11 protein-coding genes are annotated in these 23,852 nt (G+C 51.8%); 4 read left to right on the top strand and 7 right to left on the bottom strand.

The window, feature by feature from the left end; all coding sequences use genetic code 11:
• Positions 1-26: 26 nt before the first annotated feature.
• Genes drmB through C5L39_RS07950 form a run of 4 tightly spaced genes read right to left on the bottom strand, consistent with a single transcriptional unit; the run spans position 27 to position 11,481 of the window.
• On the bottom strand, positions 27-1,763 hold the full coding sequence (gene drmB / locus C5L39_RS07965; RefSeq protein ID WP_123048368.1) for a DUF1998 domain-containing protein: 1,737 nt from the start codon (positions 1,761-1,763) through the stop codon (positions 27-29).
• A complete protein-coding gene (locus C5L39_RS07960) occupies positions 1,763-4,987 on the bottom strand; it encodes a helicase-related protein (protein ID WP_123048367.1) in 3,225 nt (1,074 codons plus the stop codon). Before C5L39_RS07960 ends, drmB begins: the two co-directional genes overlap by 1 nt.
• 1 nt (position 4,988) lies before the next feature.
• Positions 4,989-6,743, bottom strand: coding sequence for an ATP-dependent helicase (locus tag C5L39_RS07955; RefSeq protein WP_123048366.1), 1,755 nt, complete (start codon positions 6,741-6,743; stop codon positions 4,989-4,991).
• Positions 6,730-11,481, bottom strand: a complete 4,752-nt coding sequence (locus tag C5L39_RS07950; RefSeq protein WP_123048365.1) for a DEAD/DEAH box helicase — start codon at positions 11,479-11,481, stop codon at positions 6,730-6,732. The genes C5L39_RS07955 and C5L39_RS07950 overlap by 14 nt, the downstream gene beginning before the upstream one ends.
• Positions 11,482-13,342: 1,861 nt before the next feature.
• On the opposite strand from C5L39_RS07950, the gene C5L39_RS07940 reads away from it, so the two are divergent.
• Positions 13,343-15,463, top strand: coding sequence for a DEAD/DEAH box helicase (locus tag C5L39_RS07940; protein WP_123048363.1), 2,121 nt, complete (start codon positions 13,343-13,345; stop codon positions 15,461-15,463).
• A gap of 265 nt (positions 15,464-15,728) precedes the next feature.
• Here C5L39_RS07940 and C5L39_RS07935 read toward each other — a convergent pair whose 3' ends face one another.
• The 3 genes from C5L39_RS07935 to putP form a co-directional block, all read right to left on the bottom strand.
• Positions 15,729-16,199 carry a DUF2269 domain-containing protein gene (locus C5L39_RS07935; protein WP_123048362.1) on the bottom strand — a complete coding sequence of 157 codons (471 nt, stop codon included), beginning with the start codon at positions 16,197-16,199 and terminating at the stop codon, positions 15,729-15,731.
• A 61-nt stretch (positions 16,200-16,260) separates the two neighbouring features.
• Positions 16,261-16,902 (bottom strand): HNH endonuclease family protein, encoded by a 642-nt coding sequence (locus tag C5L39_RS07930; protein WP_123048361.1) that lies wholly within the window; start codon positions 16,900-16,902, stop codon positions 16,261-16,263.
• A 71-nt stretch (positions 16,903-16,973) separates the two neighbouring features.
• The gene (gene putP, locus C5L39_RS07925) at positions 16,974-18,551 is read right to left on the bottom strand and encodes a sodium/proline symporter PutP (protein ID WP_123048360.1); all 1,578 of its coding nucleotides are present in this window, start codon (positions 18,549-18,551) and stop codon (positions 16,974-16,976) included.
• Between the two features lie 241 nt (positions 18,552-18,792).
• Between putP and C5L39_RS07920 the strand changes: the two genes are divergently transcribed.
• From C5L39_RS07920 to C5L39_RS07910, 3 genes are read left to right on the top strand one after another with little or no spacing between them, the layout of a single operon-like run.
• Positions 18,793-21,873 carry a DEAD/DEAH box helicase gene (locus tag C5L39_RS07920; protein ID WP_123048359.1) on the top strand — a complete coding sequence of 1,027 codons (3,081 nt, stop codon included), beginning with the start codon at positions 18,793-18,795 and terminating at the stop codon, positions 21,871-21,873.
• Positions 21,874-22,704 (top strand): SWIM zinc finger family protein, encoded by an 831-nt coding sequence (locus C5L39_RS07915; protein WP_123048358.1) that lies wholly within the window; start codon positions 21,874-21,876, stop codon positions 22,702-22,704.
• A complete protein-coding gene (locus C5L39_RS07910; protein ID WP_123048357.1) occupies positions 22,701-23,849 on the top strand; it encodes a metallophosphoesterase family protein in 1,149 nt (382 codons plus the stop codon). Before C5L39_RS07915 ends, C5L39_RS07910 begins: the two co-directional genes overlap by 4 nt.
• The last annotated feature ends 3 nt before the right edge of the window (positions 23,850-23,852 follow it).

The raw sequence follows: 23,852 nt of genomic DNA, 5'->3' as shown, positions 1-23,852 counted from the left end.
TACCTGACCTGGATCTTTATTGGAAGTCACCGTTCTCCGAAATATCCTGCTCCTGGGAACTCTGGAGAACCGATCAGGCATGCGCGGTCCAGAAACTGATTATGCGCTTCACAAGAAACTTCAGGGGCCAACATACAATAGTGACAGGCTGCCAAGTTGGAATTATCAACGCCTCGGACGTTCGACTCGATGCACACAGGGTCAGCGGTGCACCATCGAGCATGCTCGACAGCACCCGTCATTACCTTGAGGATATTGGCGACGGTGCCCTGTGCACTTAGGCCACCTAAGCTGCCAGCTGAGTCAGAAGTCGAGGTGTAAAAAAGAATCCCAGCCTGGTCCCCGCGGGCATAAATCCGCTCTTTGATCGAAGAGGCAGGATAGCCGGTTACTAGTGCTAGCTGGTCCATAAGCGAGTGAGAGAGGGAATGCAGCAGCAATTCTCGAGGTGTGATTCCTGATACTGGCTTAGCGTTGTTAATCTTTGCTGCGCGGTCAATTGCGTACTTCGTGGACTCCCATTGACTCAGTCTTTCAGGATCCAGATGCACAAAAATTCCTTCTCCGAAAGCTTCGATTGCAGGAAGCCAATTCATAGGTTTCTCTGAGAGTAGATTCTCATTGCGGCTCTTTTGCTTATCATCAGGTTCTAGACGTGAGAAGCCTGTGAGAACCCGCACTTCTCGGAGTCGAGGCAACTGAGACACTGAAATAATTCCAGAGTTACGAGCTAAGGATTGCTCGAGATCGTACACGTAGCAAACAAACTCTTCGTCCCCGTCCACCTCCTCTGCAGTTTCTTGGAAGGCTGCATACTCGCCATCGAGTATATCGAGCAACATCTCTTCAGTGGATTTAGAGGCATCTGGAATCTGCATGTCAAGGAATGCTTTCTTGAGCTCAGGAATAGATAGCCCCTCAAGCTTTGCTATATAGTCAAAGTTACTATTGCGTAGATCTTCTGGCATTCCTGCCAGATAGTCAAACTTATCCTGAATTACGGACAGAGCTTTGGATTCGGGTGCCGGAATGCTGATAGCAGCGCGAACTTTAGAACGCCATACTCCCGAAGCACCTCGTTGAAGACCCGTGAGCCTTTCATCGCAGCTCGCACTATCCAGCGAGGGAAGCCACGGGGTACCACCTTCACATTGAAGTTGAAGAAATCCACGTCCCAGAGCATTTTCCATCGTGCGTGCGGCACCACAGGAACAAGTTAGCTGTATTCCGCGCAATGAATCGTCTCCGCCGTCCACCTGAAGCCGGATTTCATGGTTGGAGCCTTCTTCTCCATTGAAACCCTTGTGGAGCCAACGCCAATATGGAAAGTCCTGGATATGTCCATTACTGCAAGCAGCTACAAAACGTGATGTCACCAGGCTTTTTCCCGGACAGTACCGGCATTCGTTGATTCGTTCGCCTTCTTTGTTCTTACGAGCCAGCTTGTACCACTTGTCTAAACGGTTGCAATTAGGGCACGTCACCCACTCGGGAAAGCGGGCAATTTGGAGCGTGTCTCGGTCGCCTGAAGGAGGCTGCAGGAAAGTACGAACGTTGAGTGCGCGCGCCAAATTGGGCTCACTAATTTCAAACTCACGCCTATTCGAATGGTCAGCATACCAATAATCCTGACCAAGCATAATGAAACTCTCGGAAGCAACTGGAATTAGTGAACCAATACCGTAGGTCGTAATTAGCTGTGACCGTCGGACCGAAGAAATCGGTTGAACAAATTTTTGCTTCCTTGCACGTCCGCGTACCATTATTTCCTACTTCTAGGTTTATAGATAGTTAGTTTCGTCTCTGCATCGACATCACGCAAGCTAGTCAAAGTTTCCATCGGAAACTCAACGGCATTGAATCTGCCAGGATTTGTTGAACTTCCACTTGGCCGAATCAACCAGCCGTCAGGAGATCCTCCCGGTTTAATATACATTTGTCCATATTCGGAAATTTCATCACGCTCGGATGATGCCTCCCACGTATCAAGTAGTTTGATTAATCGTGCCATAAAGGGCTTTGAGTCAGGTTCAGAAACCCGGGACGACCGATCGACGAGCGGAACAATTACCCTATTATAAATCTCGTTTTTGAATACATGAGCTTCACCAGCTGCATTGGAAGCCCTCATCTCATCAATTGCCATGCGGGTAGCAGCCACGAGGACTCCGTGCGCTCCGCGATCACGCGCGCGTGCAGAAAATGGAGTTGCAGTCGTCGCTTCTACAGAACGGTAGAGTGATCTATGGAACGGTACAAAAGCCTCGAAGTGGGAGACATCTCGGGATCGCTGAGCATTAAATGCGACAAATATCAGACCAGGGTGTTTACGACCCACCCGGCTGGTGGCTTGAATATATTCTGAAGTATTTTGTGGTTGACCTGCGACGACCATAAGGCCTAAGCGATCAATGTCGAGTCCAACAGAAATCATGTTCGTAGCAAGTACGACATCCGGGCTGTTTGCAGGTGTAGGGCCGGTTATGGAAACTTCCATTTGTTCACGCATGGACAAGATTTCTGCAGCAGAGCGACGGGATGTTAACTCTAGCGGCTCGTTTCCTGATGACTGACGAGGCTTTTCTCCACGACGGTTGGCTATCACAGTCACTCTGTCTGGGATGTCGTCGATGACCTGAAGATATGTTGATCCAAGCACTCGCAGGCTGTTGAAGTATCCTAGAAGAGTCCAGTAGGCATCACGAACTTCATCTGTTGTCTGAATACTCTCCGCAGCTTGAAGGACAGCAGCGTATAGCCGAACAAGCAGAGTGGCTTGCGAAGTGCCTGGGGCGACTACTCCCACATACTTGCGATCACCCATCTCATCTGGAGATGCTTCTTTAGAGAAATAGTTGTCTGATGGCGAAATGCCAGCAGGCGGGAATTGTGCTGCCTTTCGATCGAAAACACTTAGAACTTGCTCATCTGCGCGACGGATAGTGGCGGTAGACGCGATCACCTTTACCTTGGATCCACTCGCTTTATAGAGAGCTAGATCGAGGGCAGATTCGTACAATCCAACCATGGTTCCGAGTGGTCCTGATATCAGATGCAGTTCATCCTGAACTATCAGATCGGGAGTGGGGTGCTTTCCATCAGTACCTAAAAGGTGAGAAACTTCACTCCGCCAGGTCATTTGAGCAAATTTGTCAACAGTTCCTATAATCAGCGAAGGTCGCTTTTCATAGAGGTCATCGTCGATAATATATAGCGGCAGAGAATCGTGAAATTCACAATAAATATTAGGGCAACAGATAGATAATCCTGAAGAGTCTTCTATGTAATAGTTCTCAGAAGATAAACTGTAGCTACAGTTTGGACATCTTTTTACTTGAATCAGGTTTGAATCTCGATCGTGTTTGCTTCCAGACTTTAGCTTCTTTAGTTCAATCTTTGCGAGACTAATTCGGTTAGGAACTGTAGAATCACCAACCCATAATCCTAGTGATATCTCCAGTTCAGTGTTTGGTAAGTGACGTCGGCGAATAATCTCAAGGGCGCAAATCAGACCAGCCGCTCGAGTAAACTGGTCAGTTGTCAAAATACGGAGAGTATAGCGCATGATTGCTGAGACTCCACCAGCTTTTGGATCAAGAATCCGCCGGTAGAGAATACTAAATGCAATGCAACCAAGATATGCTTCAGTCTTACCTCCGCCCGTAGGAAACCAGAGGAGATCGGCCAGATGACGTTCTGGATGGCGACGGTCCCCTAGGGCAGGAAGATTCATGAGGATGAATGCCATCTGGAAAGGCCGCCATGCCTGCTTTGTGATGTATAAGTTCTCTGGATCCATTCGGATCTTAGAACCATTGGATGCCCGGGCGGTATCTTGAGCATCTCGTTGTTGGATCATCGCCAGATTCATGAGTTCGAAAGCCTGAGACATTGAAGAATCATCTAGCGAGTCGATACCGCTTCGAATGCGTTCTAGGCACTCTGTGGCATGGATAAGGTTCTTTCTACCCTCCTTAAGGAACTGATCAGAGAGATCATCTTCAGTATCTAAATCTAGATACTGCTCTTCAATCCACTTCTCGTAAGAGTCAGCTAATCCATGAAGTTCCTCACGGCCAGAAGGTCGAGCAACTTTACCCATATTGAGGTCATACTCACCAAAAGGATCTCCTTCTGTCCCTGCCGCAGCACTTGACAGTGGAACACTCTGTTCAGGAATATAGGTTGACTGGATTTCAAATACGCCTGAAATACTATCTTCCCATGTAGCAGCACAGCCATGTCCCTGGGCGATATTCGCCTGAGCTCGATATAAGAATGCTGTAGAAACTGAATCAGTATCCTCGGCAAAAACATCTGAGTTCCCTCTATTATCGACAAAGGGTAGCGATGGAGAAACAACGCGAAGTTTTGGACGAAACCAGGAGAAGGCATCTTTCTTGCCTTTAAATTCACTTTTCTTATTGAGATTAACAAGCGTGACAGTAATTCTCACACGATCACCAAAGGGAGGTCTGACAACCGATATCAATTCGAGTTTTCCATCAGATCCTTCGACCGTATGTCGTTTCACATCAAGAGTATCAATTTGTTCATCGATGGGGATAGAGATAGGTTCACTAGGTGAAACACGTTTTGGCGTCCAATGTGTCTCATCACTTGAAAACTCGTATTGTACTGCGGAGGGATAAACCAGAACCTTATCGCAGTGATTCCTGGATGGAAGCGAGAAGGTTAGTCCCATAGATGAAGGAAGCGACTGATTGGACATAGAAACATCCTGCTCAGGCTGTTCATCTGTGTTTATCCCAGACTGCTTCAACTCTGGGACTAGAGAGATACTAGCGTCAGTGCCATCCGGATTCTTCGAATCATTCTGATCCTCTTGTGGAAAAAGAACACCAACAATGATGCGATTGAGGGGAGCGCTGTCAAGAAGTTCGCCATCTGGTCCCATTAATTCTTGAGTAACAAATGAGATTACATCTTTCCTTGCTTTATACCAAGATTCTAGATCTCGAGACATCTCAATATCCTTTTCTATTTGAGAAACTGATTGAAGCAAAACCTAATGGTCTGGGAATTAGAAAAGGGCGCCCCTCATCAACTAAAAAATTGATCGATGACTCTGTCCCCTGGACGGGAACTGGCCCAAGCAAGGGCCAATTTGCAGAAGTAGAATTAGTCAACCGTTTTACGGTTTTGCCAAATTCTTCTGTTGTTAATGCAACATGCTGATTGTCTATATAACAACGATAAATAGGGACTTCTTGATCTAGGTCAAGAAGTCGAAAGGAAAGTTTAGATTGAGCATCTACCTTAGTCAAAACCAACTGGCCGTCTCTGCCTCCAAAGAGTTTATCGTTTCGAATATCCTGAGAGTCAATGTAGATGGCTTTTGGGGAATGCCTGCGAAAAGTTGGAATAATCCATCGACCGAATTTCGTATAGACTTTTTCTATAGATTCAGACGGGAGAACAGCTAGCAAGCGTCGTCGAGCACGAGAAATGGCTACAAATAGCATCTCGAGGCTGGAATCAGATCGCTTTGAAGGTGTAACTAGTGCTTCTGGGTCGTAGATTAAGACATTATCGTATTCTAAGCCTTTAGACTGGTGAATAGTACTGATTGTAAAACCGCTGCTTAGCGTACGTTTGTGAGGAGTGTGCACCAATTTTGCAGCTTGTTTGCTGATGTCATTCCAATATAGTTCTGAAGATGAGTCGAGGTGGATCCCTAGACTGAGAGCATCCTCTTCTTGAAAGTTAGGTAATTTGCGGGAGAATTTGCGGAACTGATCGGATGAGAAGGAAGCAGACCTTGAATCTGATAGTATAGCCCACTCACCAAGCCAAGATGGAAGGCAAGGACATAGTTCAGACTTCAATACTATTTCTACTTCAATTCCTTCATTACGGAGAATCTGGAAAATCTGCAAGGCTTCTGCATTACCAGAAGTCAATAATGCTGTGCTTCCGTGCCAACTATCGACCATTTTGCTAAGATGTTTTAGATTGATTGCCGGTATCTCAGACTGAAGCTCGTCGAGAGCTAGTCGATTATCTAAATAACCTTCGATAGACCGTGCACTCTCAAGGTGACTGAAAATGCTTTTCAATCTTTCATTCTGTGCACGATACTGGCCTCTGAGATGGATGATTTCAATCTGGCGTATGGAAGAGAGCTCATCAATAAACTCTATCCAGCTCTCATCTATAGAGCGTTGCTCTGAGTATTCGTCAGCGGTATCAAGAAAGCTGTAGATAGACTGTGCCGGATCCGCAAATATTGTAAGCCCACAATCATCAGGAGCCTGCCTCATCAGCTCGCACAAGAACTCCCGTCGGCACCCGCTGATATCCTGTGCTTCGTCAACGATTACGTGGCAAATATCATAAGTGAGGTCGCTACCATGTTCCTGAAGGTAGAACGTGGCTCTCTTTATCCGGGCCTCAAAATCAGGTAAGTGCTCCGTTCGCGGCTCAAATTCGTTGACTATCTCCAGCGCCAGAGAATCAACAGTGCGCTGGTCTACAGATATATCTAGACTGTCAATCATATGCTCTGTAGAAGAAAAAGCTGCTTGGATAGCTGAACGTGAAAATGATATATAGAGAACGGAATGATCTTCTGGGTTGGGGACCGATGAGTCTAGTTTTTCGAGTAGTGCAACACTCGTCGTAGTTTTACCTGTTCCAGGACCTGCGATAACCACTCGGCAGTCTGCGTAATGAAGATTAGCTACGGCTTGCTGACTTTCATCAAGACTAAATCGACTCATCTAGTATTCCTTTGTCAGTGAGACGTTCAAATGATTTGTAGTTGATCGAAAGGTCGAACTCAGTAATATTGTCTAGAAGGTTCACAATATGTACATGTTCGGTTCCGCCATTTTTCGGTCCACGAAGTCCACGACCAATCATCTGTTGATAGAGGACTTCGCTAGAGGTAGGGCGAGTGATATAGACAGCCTCTGTTTTCGGAGCATCAAATCCTTGAGTCAGGACCGAATAGTTTGTCAGAACTCGAATTTCACCTTTCTTGAATCGATCGACAGCCAGCTCGCGATCAGTTTGCGAAGTATTCGCATTGATTGAGGCGGATGGGATTCCCTCGAGCGTGAGCAAAGTAGCAAGAGTCTCTGCATTCGCGACAGAGGTTGCGAATACCAAAATTGACCATTCTTGAGGTTTGCTCTTAATAGAATCAATAATCTGCTGAGTTCGAACTAGATCCTGACCCAGTTCTTGCTCTTTAGACTTTGGGAGCCAATTCAGTGATTTGAAGTCATGTATTTCTGCTGGGGTCAGTGAGACAAAGTTGTCGCTTCTTATCGTCTCCATCGTGACATGTGACAGTACTTCGACTCTCTGAAGGTACTTCATAGGGTTCTCATCACCAAAGACCCCCGCATCCAACATATTGTTGTCGAAACGATTCCTTAGGCGAGTAGTTTCATCTGAGTCTTGCCGGCCACGAAAGGGAGTCGCAGTTAAGCCGAGTAGGAGTTTATTGCGCTTCGTGTGAGTAAGACCAGCCCACTTGAGGATCTTGGTGTATGAAGGAGAAAGCGCAGTGTGAGCTTCGTCAATGACCAGCAGAGGAGCTTCCTGAAGCCAACCATATTCTTCTTTATCCAGTGTGTGGAGCATTTTTTGCCAGGTGGCGACAATAACCTGGACGCCTGAAGTCTCCTCTGTCGCACTATAGTTCTTCCAATGACGACTGATGCTCAGCCTAGTGCCTATACTTCCACTTGAGCGCCATAGGAATGCCCATGCATCGATGGCCTGTTCGCAAAGCTCTGCACTGTCAACTAGCCATAGTACGGGGCCAGAGAAGCAATCATTCTTGATTGCTTCAATGATGGTTTGAACCGCTACTCGGGTTTTGCCAGCTCCAGTGGGAAGTGTCACCAGACCTCGGTTGGGGCCGTCTCCATCGAGCATTTTATATAGGTTGTCAGAAACCTTTTGCTGATAGTCGTGGAAAGTTTCCGCTTCGATCGGCCCGTCCACGTAGTCAGTAGGTTTACTTTTCTCAACATGTTTGTTGCCAGCCCAAACTTCGTCGAAACCTAGGTCGCGAACCCATTTGCGTGCCGCATGACTTCCATTCCACGTACCGGGAGGCGGGCCAACCTGGAGGCTTCCTTTTGCCTGTTCGCAGGCTTTGCGGAGCGCATTTACTCCCAGCATCTTGATACAGACCTCTGCTAGATGGATTCCTTTTGGTTCTTGGCCATTGGTCCTCTTCAAGAATTCAATAGCAGAATTTGAAATAAGAGAATAGAGATGATCTTCACCTGCAATGAGGAATAGGCGTTCTGCATCGCTGCTTGCGTTTCTGGCTCTGGTACGAACCTTGCTATTTCGATTTGCGTGTGTGGTTTCTAATAGATATTCAACAGTATCTGGCTCGCTGTTGCATTCGAGCGATTGAAGAATCTGTATCAGCTCTTCGGATTCGGTAGCGCCGGTGGAGAGGATGGTGTTACCGTTTCTTCCGTATTCCACGGGAATTCTTGATTTTGGCCTGCCTTCGATAGCGGTCGTCATCTCAATACTTTCGCAAGGTTGAACCGATAGTTCTTCAATTCGATCAATTTCTAGAGTGCTAAGTGAAGGATATCGGAATTGCAACGACTGAGCTTCTCCACCTGTCCTATACTCAAACTCGATAGGTATGGTGGATCCGTCCATGAGCTTCCAATTGTCACTAAGTTCTTTGCTGTCGTCTGGACTACTGACTTTCAGCGTCGGAATGCCAAGTTTCTCGAATTCTTCCTCTTTTTCATGGTCTGCAGTGACTGCAACTGTTTTAGGATCCAGCAGGACCCATGTGCCTGAGTCCTGTACGTGAATATGCGAAGGTACAAATCCAGTGTCTCTTGACATATAGCACCACCAGGAGTAACTTTTCCCGACTGCTAGTTCGTTGTCTCTTTTGACATGAGTTTCAACTAGTTCGGTGAACTCATCTTGAGATAATTCTTCCATGTTCAAGTGATACCCGAGAGCATCTTTCATATCATCAGTGAGATCGAGGTTCGTAATGACAGGAACAATGTCTCGAATATCCTGATCGTCATCGTCGATGACAAAGCATTTTTCGATAGGAGCGAATTCGAGTGTTGTTTGGAGGAGACCATATTTTTTCACCAGCCAGTACTCAGGCTGGAGGATGGGGGAAGATCTCCGAGTTTTGTACGAAGGAGTTACCCAAGGATGGGTCGAAGAATGAAGGATATGCTGCGTGATCGCTGCTCGGTTGGTATCACTAAGCTTTGTGAAATTATCTAAAGGTCCTAGTAATAATGGGCTCTCGTTGAAATCAATATTTTCCCATTCTGGTCGTACTATCTTCATCTCGAGCCCAGCAGCCTGACGATGTTCCTTCTTATACTCAGTAAGCCATTTTGTATTCTCGTGCTGACTGCGAAAAGGGTGATCTTGTATACCTAATAGATCAAGTACACTGTGATCAGCTGCATGGAACTTTGAATCAACGAGATACTCGTAATCTGCAACAATATTTTGGATTACTTTACCTGGAATATAATGGCTCGCGGGAAGAACCCATTCACCTTTGCCATTTTTAATTCGGACGACATGAGATTGCTTTCCGTTAAATAGTTCATTGAAAGCTTCTTTGATGTCTTCTAGATCGGATTGACGCAACACCGCCCAGAGATTTTCCCAATTGATCCCTACTGCAGTGGTCTTAAGCTCAGAGAGCGTCTCCATGAGCTTTCCGGTCTGCGCGTAATCACTGATGCCAAGGATTTTTAGTGCGATGTAACCATCTTGAACGTCAGTCACTCGGGGATCAATGATTCCTGGAGCACTGTCTTCCGAAGAATTCCTGATGAAACAACGGCCTGCAATCGGTTGCACATAGATGCCGATTTCAAGTAGTACAATATTTGACTCCTGAATAGCGGCCTCGCAATCCTCTTCTGAGGGATCTACTTCTCCCAGTAGAAGCGCTGCATAGCCTAGTGCCCTGAGCGACTGATTTGGATCTGGCGTTCTCGCTTCAGCATCGATGAAGCTCTCTAGCCAGGTGGTTATACTCTTGCTAAAGCGGCCTTCCTCTTCTTTTGTGCGTTCCCGGTCGTCTTTCGTCATCAATCTGACGACCTTGGAGCGTCGGTCCCTGTTTGACGAGCATTGGGGATGTAACCAGCCCTCTTTATCGACCGCGTGCTCGATCCAGTCAGCTTGGAGGCGATCGGGAATGACTGCTGGGAGCATTTTTAGACCCTGCGGTGTTCTTAGCTCTTCGGCAGCATTAGGAAGACTGCGGACTTCCCGCAAGGCTTGATAGATCGGCTTGTTGATTTCACGGTCAGCCCAGCTTTTCGCTTCTCGGCCTCGTGCTGGCAGCACATCGAGGTAGCGACCAAATCGTTTCTCATCGTTGTCTTTTGCCGTAGGGTTTCCGCTAATCAATTCCGATCTTGCGTCTACAACAAGCTGAGGGACTACTTCCGTGAGAATCTCAGAGTTGAATTTGCCTTCAATGACATTGATGCGGTCGTCGGAGAGCTTCCAAGGAGCATTTATGTAGCCGCTCAATGAGAGCTCAGATTTCACTGGGAAGTAGGCGGAGAGCCTACCTGTACCTGCTCCGCCATCGAGCGGAACAGCCCAGCTGACAGTGATTGAGTCGCGGCGTGCTGACTGACCTGCTGAATTCAGTGCCTCTCGTGAGGGGACATGGTCTTTGTGGACAACAACCCACGTAGACTTTCTCCCTGCTGCATCAACCAAGAAGACTCGTTTTCCGCTAGTCTTGGTTTGATATCTCTTATCGGAGTTCTTTCGTGTAGAAGTCAGCCGTAGTTCTGTTACGTGGGGTACGAAAAGGCAAAAGGACTGATCGAAGTCATCTAGTTCAGACTCGAGGCCATCTAGCGCGCCGTCTTTAATGGGTACTTTGACGATCGTAGTTGCCCACTTGCTGAGTGACCGCAAAGTATCATCGTCTAGGAAGGCCTCAGCTGGATTGACAGTCCACGCTATGCGTAGAGCCGGCACGGCACTCTTGTCCCACTCATAGCCGAGTTGATCCTTAAGGAATTCTGCAGTTTTACTTCTGCCGAACTGGAAAGAGGCTGATCGGCTGAGGATCATCGGCCCATCTGAGACACCGCTGATTGATTTGAATCCTAGGCCGAAACGACCAATCTCATCACCCTTCTTATCTGAAAGATGGTGATAGAGGAGTGCTCGGACGCCCTCGTCTACGAATGGATTCCCTTCATTGGCGACATACAGGGCTTTGGGGGTCAAAAGAACCTCAATTTTGCCCTTGCTTCCGTGCATCGCGTCCGCAGCGTTCTGAATCAACTCTTGGATCTGCTTGCGGCCGTACCCGCCTTCCGCAATCGAGGCCTCTTTCTGGGCGTCCTCTTCGATGCGATTTGAGTCATTTCGATAGACCTCTACACATCGATTTCTGTACTCGTCGACGAGGTTAAGGAGCTCTAGGTCGGGATCGTTCCAGTCTTGCATTCTTCGTTCCTCACTAGTTCTGAATCATGTTGCTTAATAGGTAGCAGATAATGTCTGCACACAGCAGGACATTACGCATACTTGTTCGATAGTTGAGTCATTTTTGTTCGTTTTTGCATGTAGCACGACTATTTTGAAAATAGACTGGATCGACGAGTTTTTCGATACGGGTAGGGGGAGACCGAGCATTTAGGTTACCCCCGACAGGCTTCTTTCGTAGTCGGTATTCGTCTCAGCTCTGGAACTCATTCGAGCGGGCGTTTCGAAACCTTGCTCGACACTCTGATTGCGTTGGCGCTCGATGTCAGCTCCAGTAGACTTGTACAGCTTCTACATTTTGCCTCGATTGGTGTAGCGACTAAGGACCCCGTAGGGCTCCTAGGTCTTCCGAAATTACTCAAGGAACCGCAGATCGAGCGTGGGGGTCGTCTTTGTGTCGATCCGTACTCGATTGACTCATTTAATATGCAGAAATGCTAATCAAACTCCTTTTGGGTAGCCCGGGCCTTTCCCTGAATCTGCGGTCGGATCGCAAGATACACATTCTGAAAGCGACGGAAGCGGCCTGCATTCGCGTGGAAGCTATTCAACGGCAAAAGGCGCACCAGCGGTGTTAGCTGGGAGTAGGGTTTTTTCGGGGATCTGAACGGAATCTAGCTAATGATTTGCCCAAGCATTCGAGAGGCTCTTTTGATATCTGCTTCGATCGTGTTGAATGTTGCTAGATTGGTGACTATCCATGAGGGCAAAGATGGAGATAGCTACTTTTCCCTTGCTGTATGGGGAAGCCATGTTCATGTATCTAAAGTTTCAATAGTCTGCTGATGATGGTCGCGTCACGGGGATTTTGGTCATAGTGGCCTGGAGTGTGGAATAGCTCACGATGTCATCTTTGAGTAGAGGCATGTTGCCAAATGATGACTAAGTTGTTGAAAGCCTTTGTGGGTGGATATCTTGATATTTCCCATAGGGAATTAGTCGTCTGTCCAGTTGAAATGTTGCATCTCTGAAACTGGATTTGACAATGTTCGGCAACAGGTGTGAATCGTTGTCATCTATGTATGAGCACTATTTAGATTTAGTTGCTCTTCATTTGAAAATTTATAAGTTATGGTATGAATTCAATGATTGACCTAGAAGATGGTATAAAAAAGCTTCAACAATATTAGCTCGAACTGATTCAATTATGAGTATAGTTAAGCTCATGCCTGCCGTGATAACCTTTTCTAATCTGACTGAGTCTGGACATGACTATGACGATGATCTATGGAATTCGTATAGTTTCCCTAGTCGGTATCAGAAAATTTTAACTCCAGGGGTTCGGGTGCTGTTCTATACGGGTAAGCGACTATTTCAAGGAAAATCAGAGGCGCGATATCTAGGGGCAGGTGTCATCGGGGGCGTTTGGGACACTGGCGAGACATCGAGCAGATATCGACTGCTGCGGTGCGAAACTCTACAGACCATCAGATTCCCAGCAGAGGTCCCACTAAAGGATGCCGATAATTTGTATTTTGAAAGTAGGGCTGATCATTTGGAACATGTGGGGCTTTATTTTAGTTCGGGCGTCCGCAAGATCTCAGTCGAAGACTATAGGCGGATATTGCATTGTGCTATCGATCTTGACCCAATGCTTGAGGGTCTCTCTTAGCATCTGAGCACTCTTCAGCCGACGCGATTATCTCTAGGGCTTCGGCCGTCTGAAGTGGATTTTGGGCTTGAGGCGGTTTGGTTCTGTCCATTGTCGACAATTTCGAATGAGTCTCATGTCGTTGGATCGGCAGCAGATATAGCCACTGCGACACAGAACACGCCCGATCAAATGGTGTTTCGGGCTCAGTTGCCGTATATTGGCACGATAATGAGCATCACCGATAACGCCACCGGCGGCGTGAACGAGCCGGCTGACCTTAACACGTCGAGTACCCAGGAAAATCCGCAAGGTGACGCAGCGCAAGCTGCTTCCTCCTCTGCCAAGCCACTGACCATCGAGGACCTTAATGGTTCCGATGCTCCGGCCCAGGCGGAACAGGACACCAGGGAAGCGGATAAATCCCAGGAAAGCGACTCCAAGACCACCAAGGTCGCGGACACTGAAGACAACACTGACAAAAAAGCCTCGAAGAAGGCCGACAAGGGTAACGGGTTTGAGAACCTTGGACTGCCCGATGCCGTCCTCGCAGCGGTGAAAAAGGTGGGTTACGAAACCCCCTCCGCTATCCAAGAGCAGACCATCCCGGTTTTGATGGAGGGCAACGACGTCGTCGGCCTCGCCCAGACCGGTACCGGCAAGACGGCCGCCTTCGCGCTGCCGATCCTCGCCCGCGTTAACCCCAAGGAGCGTTCCCCCCAGGCGCTTGTGCTGGCTCCCACCCGTGAGCTCGCTCTCCAGGTGGCAGATTCCTTCCAGTCTTTCGCCGATCACCTCGGTGGCATTCAGGTGCTGCCGATCTACGGTGGCCAGGCTTATGGCATTCAGCTTTCCGGCCTGCGCCGTGGTTCCCAGATCATCGTGGGCACCCCGGGCCGCGTCATCGATCACCTGTCCAAGGGCTCCCTGGACATCTCCAAGCTGCGTTTCCTGGTTCTCGATGAGGCCGATGAGATGCTGAACATGGGCTTCCAGGAGGATGTTGAGCGCATCCTTGAGGACACCCCGAATGAGAAGCAGGTCGCTCTCTTCTCTGCGACCATGCCGAACGGCATCCGCAAGATCTCCAAGCAGTACCTGAACAACCCGCAGGAGATCTCAGTTAAGTCTGAGACTCGCACTGCCTCTAACATCACCCAGCGCTACATCAACGTCGCGCACCGCAACAAGCTCGATGCGATTACTCGCATTCTTGAGGTCACTGAGTTCGAGGCCATGATCGTGTTCGTGCGTACCAAGCACGAGACCGAAGAAATCGCCGAGAAGCTGCGCGCCCGTGGATTCTCTGCGGCCGCCATCAACGGTGATATCGCGCAGAACCAGCGTGAGCGCACCGTCGATCAGCTCAAGAGCGGCAAGCTGGACATCCTGGTTGCCACCGACGTTGCTGCCCGTGGCTTGGACGTTGATCGCATCAGCCACGTGCTGAACTTCGACATCCCGAATGACACCGAGTCCTACGTTCACCGCATTGGCCGTACCGGCCGTGCAGGCCGTAGCGGCGAGGCAATCTTGTTCGTCACTCCTCGTGAGCGTCGTATGCTCCGGGCCATCGAGCGCGCCACCAATGCGCCGCTGACCGAGATGGATCTGCCGAGCGTCGATGCAGTCAACGAATCCCGCAAGGTTAAGTTCGCTGACTCCATCACCGATTCCCTGGAATCGAAGCAGATTAACCTGTTCCGTACCTTGGTTAAGCAGTACGCCGATGAGCACGAGGTTCCGATCGAGGACGTCGCAGCTGCTTTGGCTTCCCAGGCGCAGGCTGGCGCGGACTTCCTGATGAAGGATCTCCCGCCGGAGCGTCGTCGTGATCGTGATGATCGTGGCGGCCGTTTCGACCGCAATGATCGTGGCGGCCGTAACGATCGCGGAGATCGCCCCGACCGCGGTGCTCGCTTCGAGCGCAATGGTGACTTTGCTACCTACCGCATCGCGGTTGGCAAGCGCCAGCACGTTCGCCCGGGCGCTATCGTTGGTGCACTTGCTAACGAAGGTGGCCTGACCAGCAAGGACTTCGGCCGTATCACTATCGCCGTTGACCACACCTTGGTCGAGCTGCCCAAGAGCATGGACAAGTCCGTTCTGGACCGCCTGTCTGATACCCGCATCTCCGGTCAGCTGATCAACATCGAGGCAGATTCCGGTGCTGTGCACCCGCCTCGTGGCAATGATCGTGGCGGCGACCGCGGTGGATACCGTGGCGGACGCAACAACGACCGTGGCGGCGACCGCGGTGGATACCGTGGCGGCCGTAACAACGATCGTGGCGGCGACCGCGGTGGATACCGTGGCGGACGCAACAACGACCGTGGCGGCTGGCAGAACTAGCCACTAGCGCTGTCTTTTCAAAGACCTTCACTTTCTGACTCGCAGATGCGAGATCGGGCAGTGGAGGTCTTTTGCTATGTCTAGGTCCGCTGGAAAAGGAAGGCTGAGACCTGTCTACGCTGTTCGAGCTTGAGATCGCCCAAGCTATCTCGGTGGAAATTCCGAGAGATAGCAAAACGCGGGCTCCCGCACGCACCTAAAAGTTCCAAGAGGAACTTAGGTACGAGTGCGAGGCCCGCGTTGTGGGTTTAAGACTGCGGAGAGCTTAGAGGTACATCAAGACGAGCATGATGATCCAGAGCAGGGAGAAGATTCCGCCAAACATGGACAGCTGAGATTTGGTTTTGGCCCAATTGGCCACCGCATCCTTTTCTGGATCGAAGTCGCCGGCATCGAGTAGACCCAAGGCGCCCATCATCTTCTTCTGGCGAGGAATGATAGCCAGCAGTAGCAAGACCCAAGCGATCACCGCGAGGGCGATGGCAGCATGGTAGCGGCCTTCGCGCCAATAACCACCATCGAGGAACATGATGGCCACACCAAACAGCGGGACCAAGGCTGCCAAGACACCATAGGTGGTGGTGATCTTGTGTAGGACCGTGGCGGCACCAGCGGCGCTGCTATCACCCTCATGGGCACGGGTGGCTTGAACCTGAAAGCTGGAGACTGCCACGGTGACTGGGCCGATAAACAACACGGCGGCTAGTACGTGGAGGACGATGAGGATCGTGATCATAGGTGTGGTGGGTACCTTTCAGTACAAACGCGGTAGAAACTAGCTGATTTCACCGCTTAGCCTATCCAGTGGTGTCGAGACTCGTCCATTCCAATAACCCCCGGCAGCTTCCCCTCATAGCGGAGATGTCCTCGTCAGGCAGTGCGAGACCATAGGATCCGGCTACCACCGCCAGACGGTGGGAATACCAACATCTGGCGGAGCGATCAGGTGGCAGCCATTCGGCCGGCAGTAGGTCGGACTTTTCGCGGTTGGCCGCTTGAGCGGTGACCACCAGGTTGGCCGGATCATTGGCAAAGGCCACACGCTGACTATCTGACCACGTATGAGCCCCTAGATCCCAGGCAGCAGCGAGTGGGAAGATATGGTCGATCTCCACTGGCGCTGGGAGGATGACCTGGTGGCCGGTGTAGGGATCATGCAACATCCCGCCCACCGCGCGGCAGTCCTCAAGCTGGGCATGCTGAAGGTGGGTGACAATCATCTCCTCGCGAATGCTGCAGGCACCGGAGTGTGCCCACCCGGGGCCGAATTCAGAGCGCTCATAACCGAGTACTCGAGCACGCTGAGGGCTCACGGGGACCTGGATCAAGGCGGCGTCGAGAGCAGGCAGTCCAGGCCCGGAGCGCGGAAGGAGGTGGGGTAGCAGTAGCGCTAGGGTGGCGACGGTAAGCAGGATTAGGTACCAAAAAAGGGGCCTCACACCAGATTGGACTGGTGCAAGGCCCCTTTCGGTTCCCCGTGGTGGTGCTTGGGGGAGGGGATTACTACAAGCTAGAGCTCGCCGCGATCAGCCTTGACAGCTGCAGTCTCAATGTCGAGGTCTTCGTGCTTAGCGGAGACATCCGACAGGTGAGAAGCGCGGTCAAAGACCTCGACGGTCTCATCGGAGGGCTTCTTGGTAGCCAAGGTAACGACGACCATCACGATGGTGGCCAGGATGAAGCCTGGGACCATTTCGTAGATGATGTCGCCGGCAGCCGAGCTGCCCCAAGCAATGACGACCACAGCACCGGTGACCATACCGGAGATAGCACCCGGTACGTTCAGACGCTTCCAGTAGAGCGAAGCGATTACCAGCGGGCCGAAGGCAGCGCCGAAGCCTGCCCAAGCGAAGCCAACCAGACCAAGAATGGAGTCGTTCGGGTTCACAGCCAAGACGCCGCCGATGATGGCGACAGCAACCACTGCGGAGCGCGAGAGGTTGATCAGGACCTTCTCGCCCGGCAGGTTCTTGGACACAATCTTGTACAGATCCTCGATCAGGGAGGAAGAGACAACCAACAGCTGGGAGGACATGGTGGACATGATGGCCGCGAGCACGGCGGTCAGGACCAAGCCGGCCAGCAGCGGGTGGAACAGGATGCGACCCATATCCAGGAAGATGGTCTCGAAGGCACTCTGGTCGGTGATGGCAATATCCGGGTTCTGGGAGAAGTACACGGTGCCGATCATGGCGGTGAAGGTAGCGCCAACGATGCACAGGAACATCCAGCCAACACCGATCCAGCGGCCCTGCTTAGCCTCAGCCGGGCTACGCAGTGCCATGAAGCGGACGAGGATGTGGGGCTGGCCGAAGTAGCCCAAGCCCCAGGCCATGTTGCCGATAATTGCAGTAGCGGAAACACCGGCGATCATGTTGAAGTAGCCCGGGTTGCCAACACCTTCGGTGTAGGGGCCGTAGTCGTTGCTGGCAGCCCACGAGAAGATATCGGAAGGGTTGTCCAAGGTCAGCAGCGCCATGATCGGCACGATGATCAGGGCAGCGAACATGATCGTTCCCTGCACCGCATCGGTGTAGGACACGGCCAGGAAGCCGCCAATGAAGGTGTATGCAACGGTGACGGCTGCGACGATGAGCAGGCCGTTGATGTAAGCGCCGCCGAAGGTGGCCTCGAAGTAGCGTCCACCAGCGACCATGCCGGAGGAAACGTAGAAAGTGAAGAAGATGATGATGATGACCGATGCCGCGATGCGCAGGACGCGTGAACGGTCATTGAGTCGGTTCTCGAAGAAGCTGGGAATAGTGATGGAGTTATTGGCTACCTCAGAGTAGGCACGCAGTCTAGGCGCGATCCACTTCCAGTTTGCCCAAGCGCCAATCAGCAAGCCGATGGCGATCCAGAGTTCCGAAAAGCCGGTGACAAAGAGTGCACCTGGCAGGCCCATGAGTAGCCAGCCAGACATATCTGAGGCTCCGGCTGACATCGCCGCCACGAATGGGTTGAGCCCACGGCCGGCTAGAACATAGTCGTCATACTTATCTGTTTTGGTAAAGCTCCAATAGCCGATGCCAAGCATCAACCCCATATAAAGCACAATGGCAATAATGAACCAAGTTGTTTCGGTCATAGCCGATCCTCCAGTTGGTTGAGTCTGTACATTCCGGTATTTACCGCACGTTAACGTGCCTAGGCCCGCTGCCCAACCTCAAAAAGGCTGATTTCTGTCGAACATTCGGAACAAACATTGGAATATCCGGGCAGTAACCTGGGAGTAGCCTTCGTAATAACAAAACTATAACGAAGGCGATTTTTCTTAAGGTTTGGTCCGCGCCGTGGCCTTTGAGGGCTCGGGTGGTAGAACTATCCTTATGCCTTCTTTCCTCTTGCACGGCCTCTGGATGACCTCTGGTCTCCACCTTTGGGTCGAGCAGGTACAAGGCCACCGCGTGATTTTGCCTTCTTCTGCACCTGAGGATGCGTTCCCTCCCGCTGCGCGTTCGCTTCTCGACGATCGTTCGTTCCGTCATCCCCTGCGCGTGCAGCTGCGCACTCCCAAGGGCAAAGAAGTCACTCTGGGTATCCCCACCGCGGCCTATGCCCCAGAACAAGCAGTGACAGTCTTAAGCCAGCTAGCTTTTCTCTTAGAACCGGGTGCTGCCGCAACGAAGTCGCAGCGAAAGAGCATCGCGCCGGATCTGGAATGGTTGGTGCGCATGAATCTGGGGATGACCCGGTTTGCCGCCGCTGGCCGAGTGGTGCCCAAGCTCGCTTTTGAAGACGGCCAGTGGTGGCCGCAGTGGCAATTGGCCTCCGGATTGGGGGAGCGGGGCTGGCTAGCGGAAATGATCGCTGCCGCGCCAGGGATTCTGACAGCTAATAATCGTCGTCTCGATGAGATCGCTGACAGTTTGATTCATTGGAACGCCTCAGCTCTCTTGTCTGAAGTAGCAGATTCCACTCGTCCTTATCCTTGGCATGATTTTGCTGATTCGATTCTGCATTCCACCCCCTTGCGCCGTGGTGGGCCAACCTTGCTTCGCTCGATCAAGGAGTGGAAGGACTCGATTACCTCCGTTGATCTCCAGTTAGTGATCATCGTCGAGGAACCACCAAAAAATGCCGTGGAGATCACCGACGCCGATGATGCAACCTGGCCGTTGCGCGTGCAGGTTCGTTCGGGCACTGACGCACCGCGGCCGATCAAAGTTGAGGAGCTTGACCGAGCGAGCGTCGAAAAGCTGCGGGAATCACAACGCCGAGCAATCGCGGTGAGCGAGTTGCTTGATCCGGCGCAGCGGACTCGGTTTGCCGAATATCACAGCAACCAGGCCGGTGATTGGGACGTTCACCTGACCACCGCTGAGATCGTCGATTTGGTCTCGCGGGATGTTGCTCGCCTGCAGGCCGCTGGTTTTAATGTGATGTTGCCCAAGGCGTGGTCGAGCTATGAGACCAAGGCGCACTTGGAGACTTCCGAAATCCGTGACCCAGCGGTAGCCGCGACCAAGGCGCATATCGGGCTCGATCAGCTGGTCGAATACAACTGGCGGCTATCGGTCGGCGATGTTGAGCTCAGTGATGAGGAGATGGCTGAGCTGGTCAACTCCAAGTCTGGGCTGATTCGACTTCGCGGAGAATGGGTCATGGCAGATGCCACGGCCCTGGGCAAAATTACCGGCTATATGGATGAGCTGGCTGCTACCTCCCGGAAACGCCGGCTCAAGGAATTAGAGCAATCTGCTGCGGTGGCCGAACGCGCACGGGTGGCCGAGCAACCAGGTTGGGAAGCCTTGGTCGCCGATGTTGATGCCCGCCGCGAGGACTTCAATCAAGACTTCTCGGGTCAGCACGAGGCTGGCGAGGTCACTTTGGCTGAGCTGCGCCAATTAGCCGTGGAAGCAATGGCCGAGGAACCAGTGGAATTTACCGGCTCAGGCTGGCATTCCTCCTTGCTCGGCGGGACATCTGCACCAGCTCCAGAGCGGATTGACCTGCCCGATACGGTTCATGCGCAACTGCGTGACTACCAGCATCGCGGAGTGGATTGGCTCTACTGGATGTCACGCAATAATCTCGGCGCGGTGCTGGCAGATGACATGGGGCTAGGCAAAACACTGCAGCTTCTGGCCATGTTGGCAGTTGAACATGATCGCGGTGAAGCCCCAGCTCCCACCATGGTGGTGGCTCCGACGTCGGTGGTGGGCAACTGGGCCAAGGAAGCAGCTCGTTTCGTTCCCTCCCTGCGCGTGTTGGTCCATCATGGTCCCGACCGCCTCCACGGTGAGCAGTTGACTGAGGCATTGGCTCAGACTGATTTATTTGTCACCAGCTACGGAGTGGTGGGTCGGGATTTTCAAGAGCTCGGCGAGATCAACTGGGACCGAGTGGTCCTCGATGAAGCTCAGGCTATTAAGAACTCTTCTACCCGTTCATCTAAGGCAGTGCGCTCGCTGCCTAGCCGGCATCGCATTGCGCTGACTGGTACTCCGGTGGAAAACCGACTCAGTGAGATGCGCTCGATCCTCGATTTCTGTAACCCAGGGGTGCTCGGATCCACCAGTTTCTTCCGTAATCACTTTGCCAAGGCCATTGAGCGTGAACAAGACGAAGCGATGACGGGGCGGCTGCGCCAGCTTACGGCGCCGTTTATTCTGCGCCGATTGAAAACTGATCCCACCATCATTGATGATCTGCCGGAGAAAAACGAGGAGATTATCACCGTCGAGATGACCGCTGAGCAGGCTGCTCTCTACAAAGCTCTGGTTGATGATGTGCAATTGCAATTGGAGCAGCGCCACGGCATGGCTCGGCGCGGGCTAGTGCTGGCTACCATCACCAGAATCAAGCAGATCTGTAATCACCCTGCGCATTACTTGGGGGATGGGTCCTCCGTGACGCTGAAGGGGCGACATCGCTCGGGCAAGGTCGAAGAATTGATCCGCCTGATTGATGCGGCTGTTGAATCTGATCAGCGGATGCTCATCTTTACCCAGTACCGAGCCTTCGGTGACCTTTTGGCACCCTATCTTTCCGAACGACTCGGGGAGCGCATTCCTTTCTTACATGGTGGGGTGAGTAAGACCGGGCGTGATCGAATGGTGGCTGGATTCCAAGCTGATGATGGTCCTCGAGCGATGATTCTTTCGCTCAAAGCTGGTGGTACTGGACTCAACCTCACCGCTGCAAGCATCGTGGTGCACATGGATCGCTGGTGGAACCCCGCGGTGGAAAACCAGGCTACCGACCGCGCCTTCCGGATCGGCCAAGAGCGTAACGTCGCGGTGTACAAGATGATTACTGCCGGCACGCTGGAGGAATCCATCCAGGATATTTTGGATGGCAAGACCGAACTAGCAGGTGCGGTCATCGGTGAAGGCGAAGGCTGGATCACGGAGCTCGGCCCAGATCAGCTGGCCGAGTTGATGAGCTACCGCGGAATGGAGAAGTAGATGTCGCAGCGACCACAAGAAGACAATGTCATCTACGCCAATTTCGGCTCGCGCACCAGGGTCTCTGGGCCGACAGAGGTATCCAAGTCCACTCCGCGACGCCCGCGACCGGCGATGGCACCAGCTGCCCAATTGCTTATCGACGTCGTGACTAACCGCGCCGATTCCGGCCGGCTGACCCGTGGTCGGCAATATGCCACCGGTGGGCACGTGGTCTCCCTGGAGATTCTCTCTGGGAGAGTCCACGGTCAGGTCGCAGGCTCGCAAAACGAGCCCTTTAATGTCACAATCCAGCTGCCCTATCGCTCAACCGATGATATTGCCGGGGTGGCAGCAGAATTAGCCCGCACACCTAATGGGCTGCGCCGCGCCAGGCAGGGAGAAGTCTCGGAGAGCTTGTTGGAAGTCCTCTTAGCCGAGGATCTGGATGATATTCGACTCTTGTGTGATTGCCCGGATTCTGCACCGGTGTGTAAACACAAGGTCGCGGTCGTCGAAAAGCTGGCAGCGAAGATCGACGCTGATCCGCTCATGCTCTTTGAGCTGCGCGGGATGAACTTAGTCTCCCTCGAACAAGCGGTGATGGCGCAAGCTCAGAATGCCTCCCGGGAATCTGAATCAGACCCGGAGAAGTTCTGGACGGGCCGAGATTTTCCAGACCTACCTAATCCGAAGGTAGCGCCAGCTCTAGAGGATTCGGACCTCGATCTCTTACACAAAGCGATGCGCACTATTTCCTATACCAATATCGAACAGCTGCGAGCAGTATCGGACTTGGAGGATCTTTATGATCATTTGTGTCGGGGTGGCGTGCTAGATCTTGAACCATGACCTCGATTAGTTTCCTGCACACCTCTGATCTGCAGTTAGGGATGACCCGCTGGTTTCTTGATGATGAAGCCCAGGGCCGTTTCGATGATGCTCGTCTGCGCTCCATTGACCGGTTGGGGCAGATCGCTCAGGCGCGAGATTGCGCCTTCATCGTCATCGCCGGTGATGTATTTGAACATAATTCGCTTTCACAACGAGTAACTGGCCGGGTGAAAGAACGGCTACGTGCACTGCCTGTGCCAGTGTTTTTGCTGCCGGGAAACCACGATCCACTGGTGGCGGATTCGATCTTTTATCAAGCCAGAGATATTGCTGGGGTGCATATTTTAGGAGATAGCACTCCGGTAGCCGTGAGTGAAGGCGTAGAAATAGTCGGGGCTCCGCTGTTGAGCAAACACGCGACCACGGATCTAGTTCGTCAGGCATTGGAGCCGTTGGAACCTACTGCTGATATTCGCATTCTCGTCGGACATGGGCAGGCCGAAGCCCGCAGCAATGAGCATCATCCCGATTTGATTGACCTGTCCTATGTTGAGCAAGCTCTGGCAGCAGGAACCGTGGACTACCTGGCGCTGGGTGATACTCACTCTGCTCGGCCGGTGGGTAACTCTGGGCGGGTGTGGTTTTCTGGGGCACCGGAGACCACCGATTTCCATGATCTAGCCGCAGGCGACACTGGAGGTGAGGATAACTCGGGCAACGCACTGATAGTCACTGTGACTAAAACGGCGACACTGGATGCAACCGTAGAGGTTGATGAAGTGGCCGTGGGGGAGTGGGTTTTTGAGGCGATTGACCGGGAATTAGGATCCGCCGAAGACGTAGCGGAATTTCTCACTGCCCTTGAGGCTTACCCGCATAAAGATCGAACGGTCATTAAATACAGCCTGCGCGGCACCCTCGATATTGCGGCAACCAGGACGCTGGAAAAAGGTTTGGAGACACATCGCCCAGTATTTGCTGCGCTTTTTGAGCGTGAGCGGCTCAATGATCTGCATTTGGAACCAGACGAGCAAGAGCTCGCTGATCTGGGCATTGGCGGCTACCCGGCCGCCGCGTTGGCGGAGTTGGCTCAGCAAGCAGAAACCGATCCAACTGCTCGCGATGCTGTCAATCTCTTCTTTCGACTGGCCAAGGAGGCTTAAAGC

This window comes from Corynebacterium alimapuense (assembly GCF_003716585.1).
Lineage (GTDB): Bacteria > Actinomycetota > Actinomycetes > Mycobacteriales > Mycobacteriaceae > Corynebacterium > Corynebacterium alimapuense.
The sequence above is the reverse complement of the archived record's forward strand: the minus strand, read 5'-3'. Positions and strand labels throughout refer to the sequence as shown.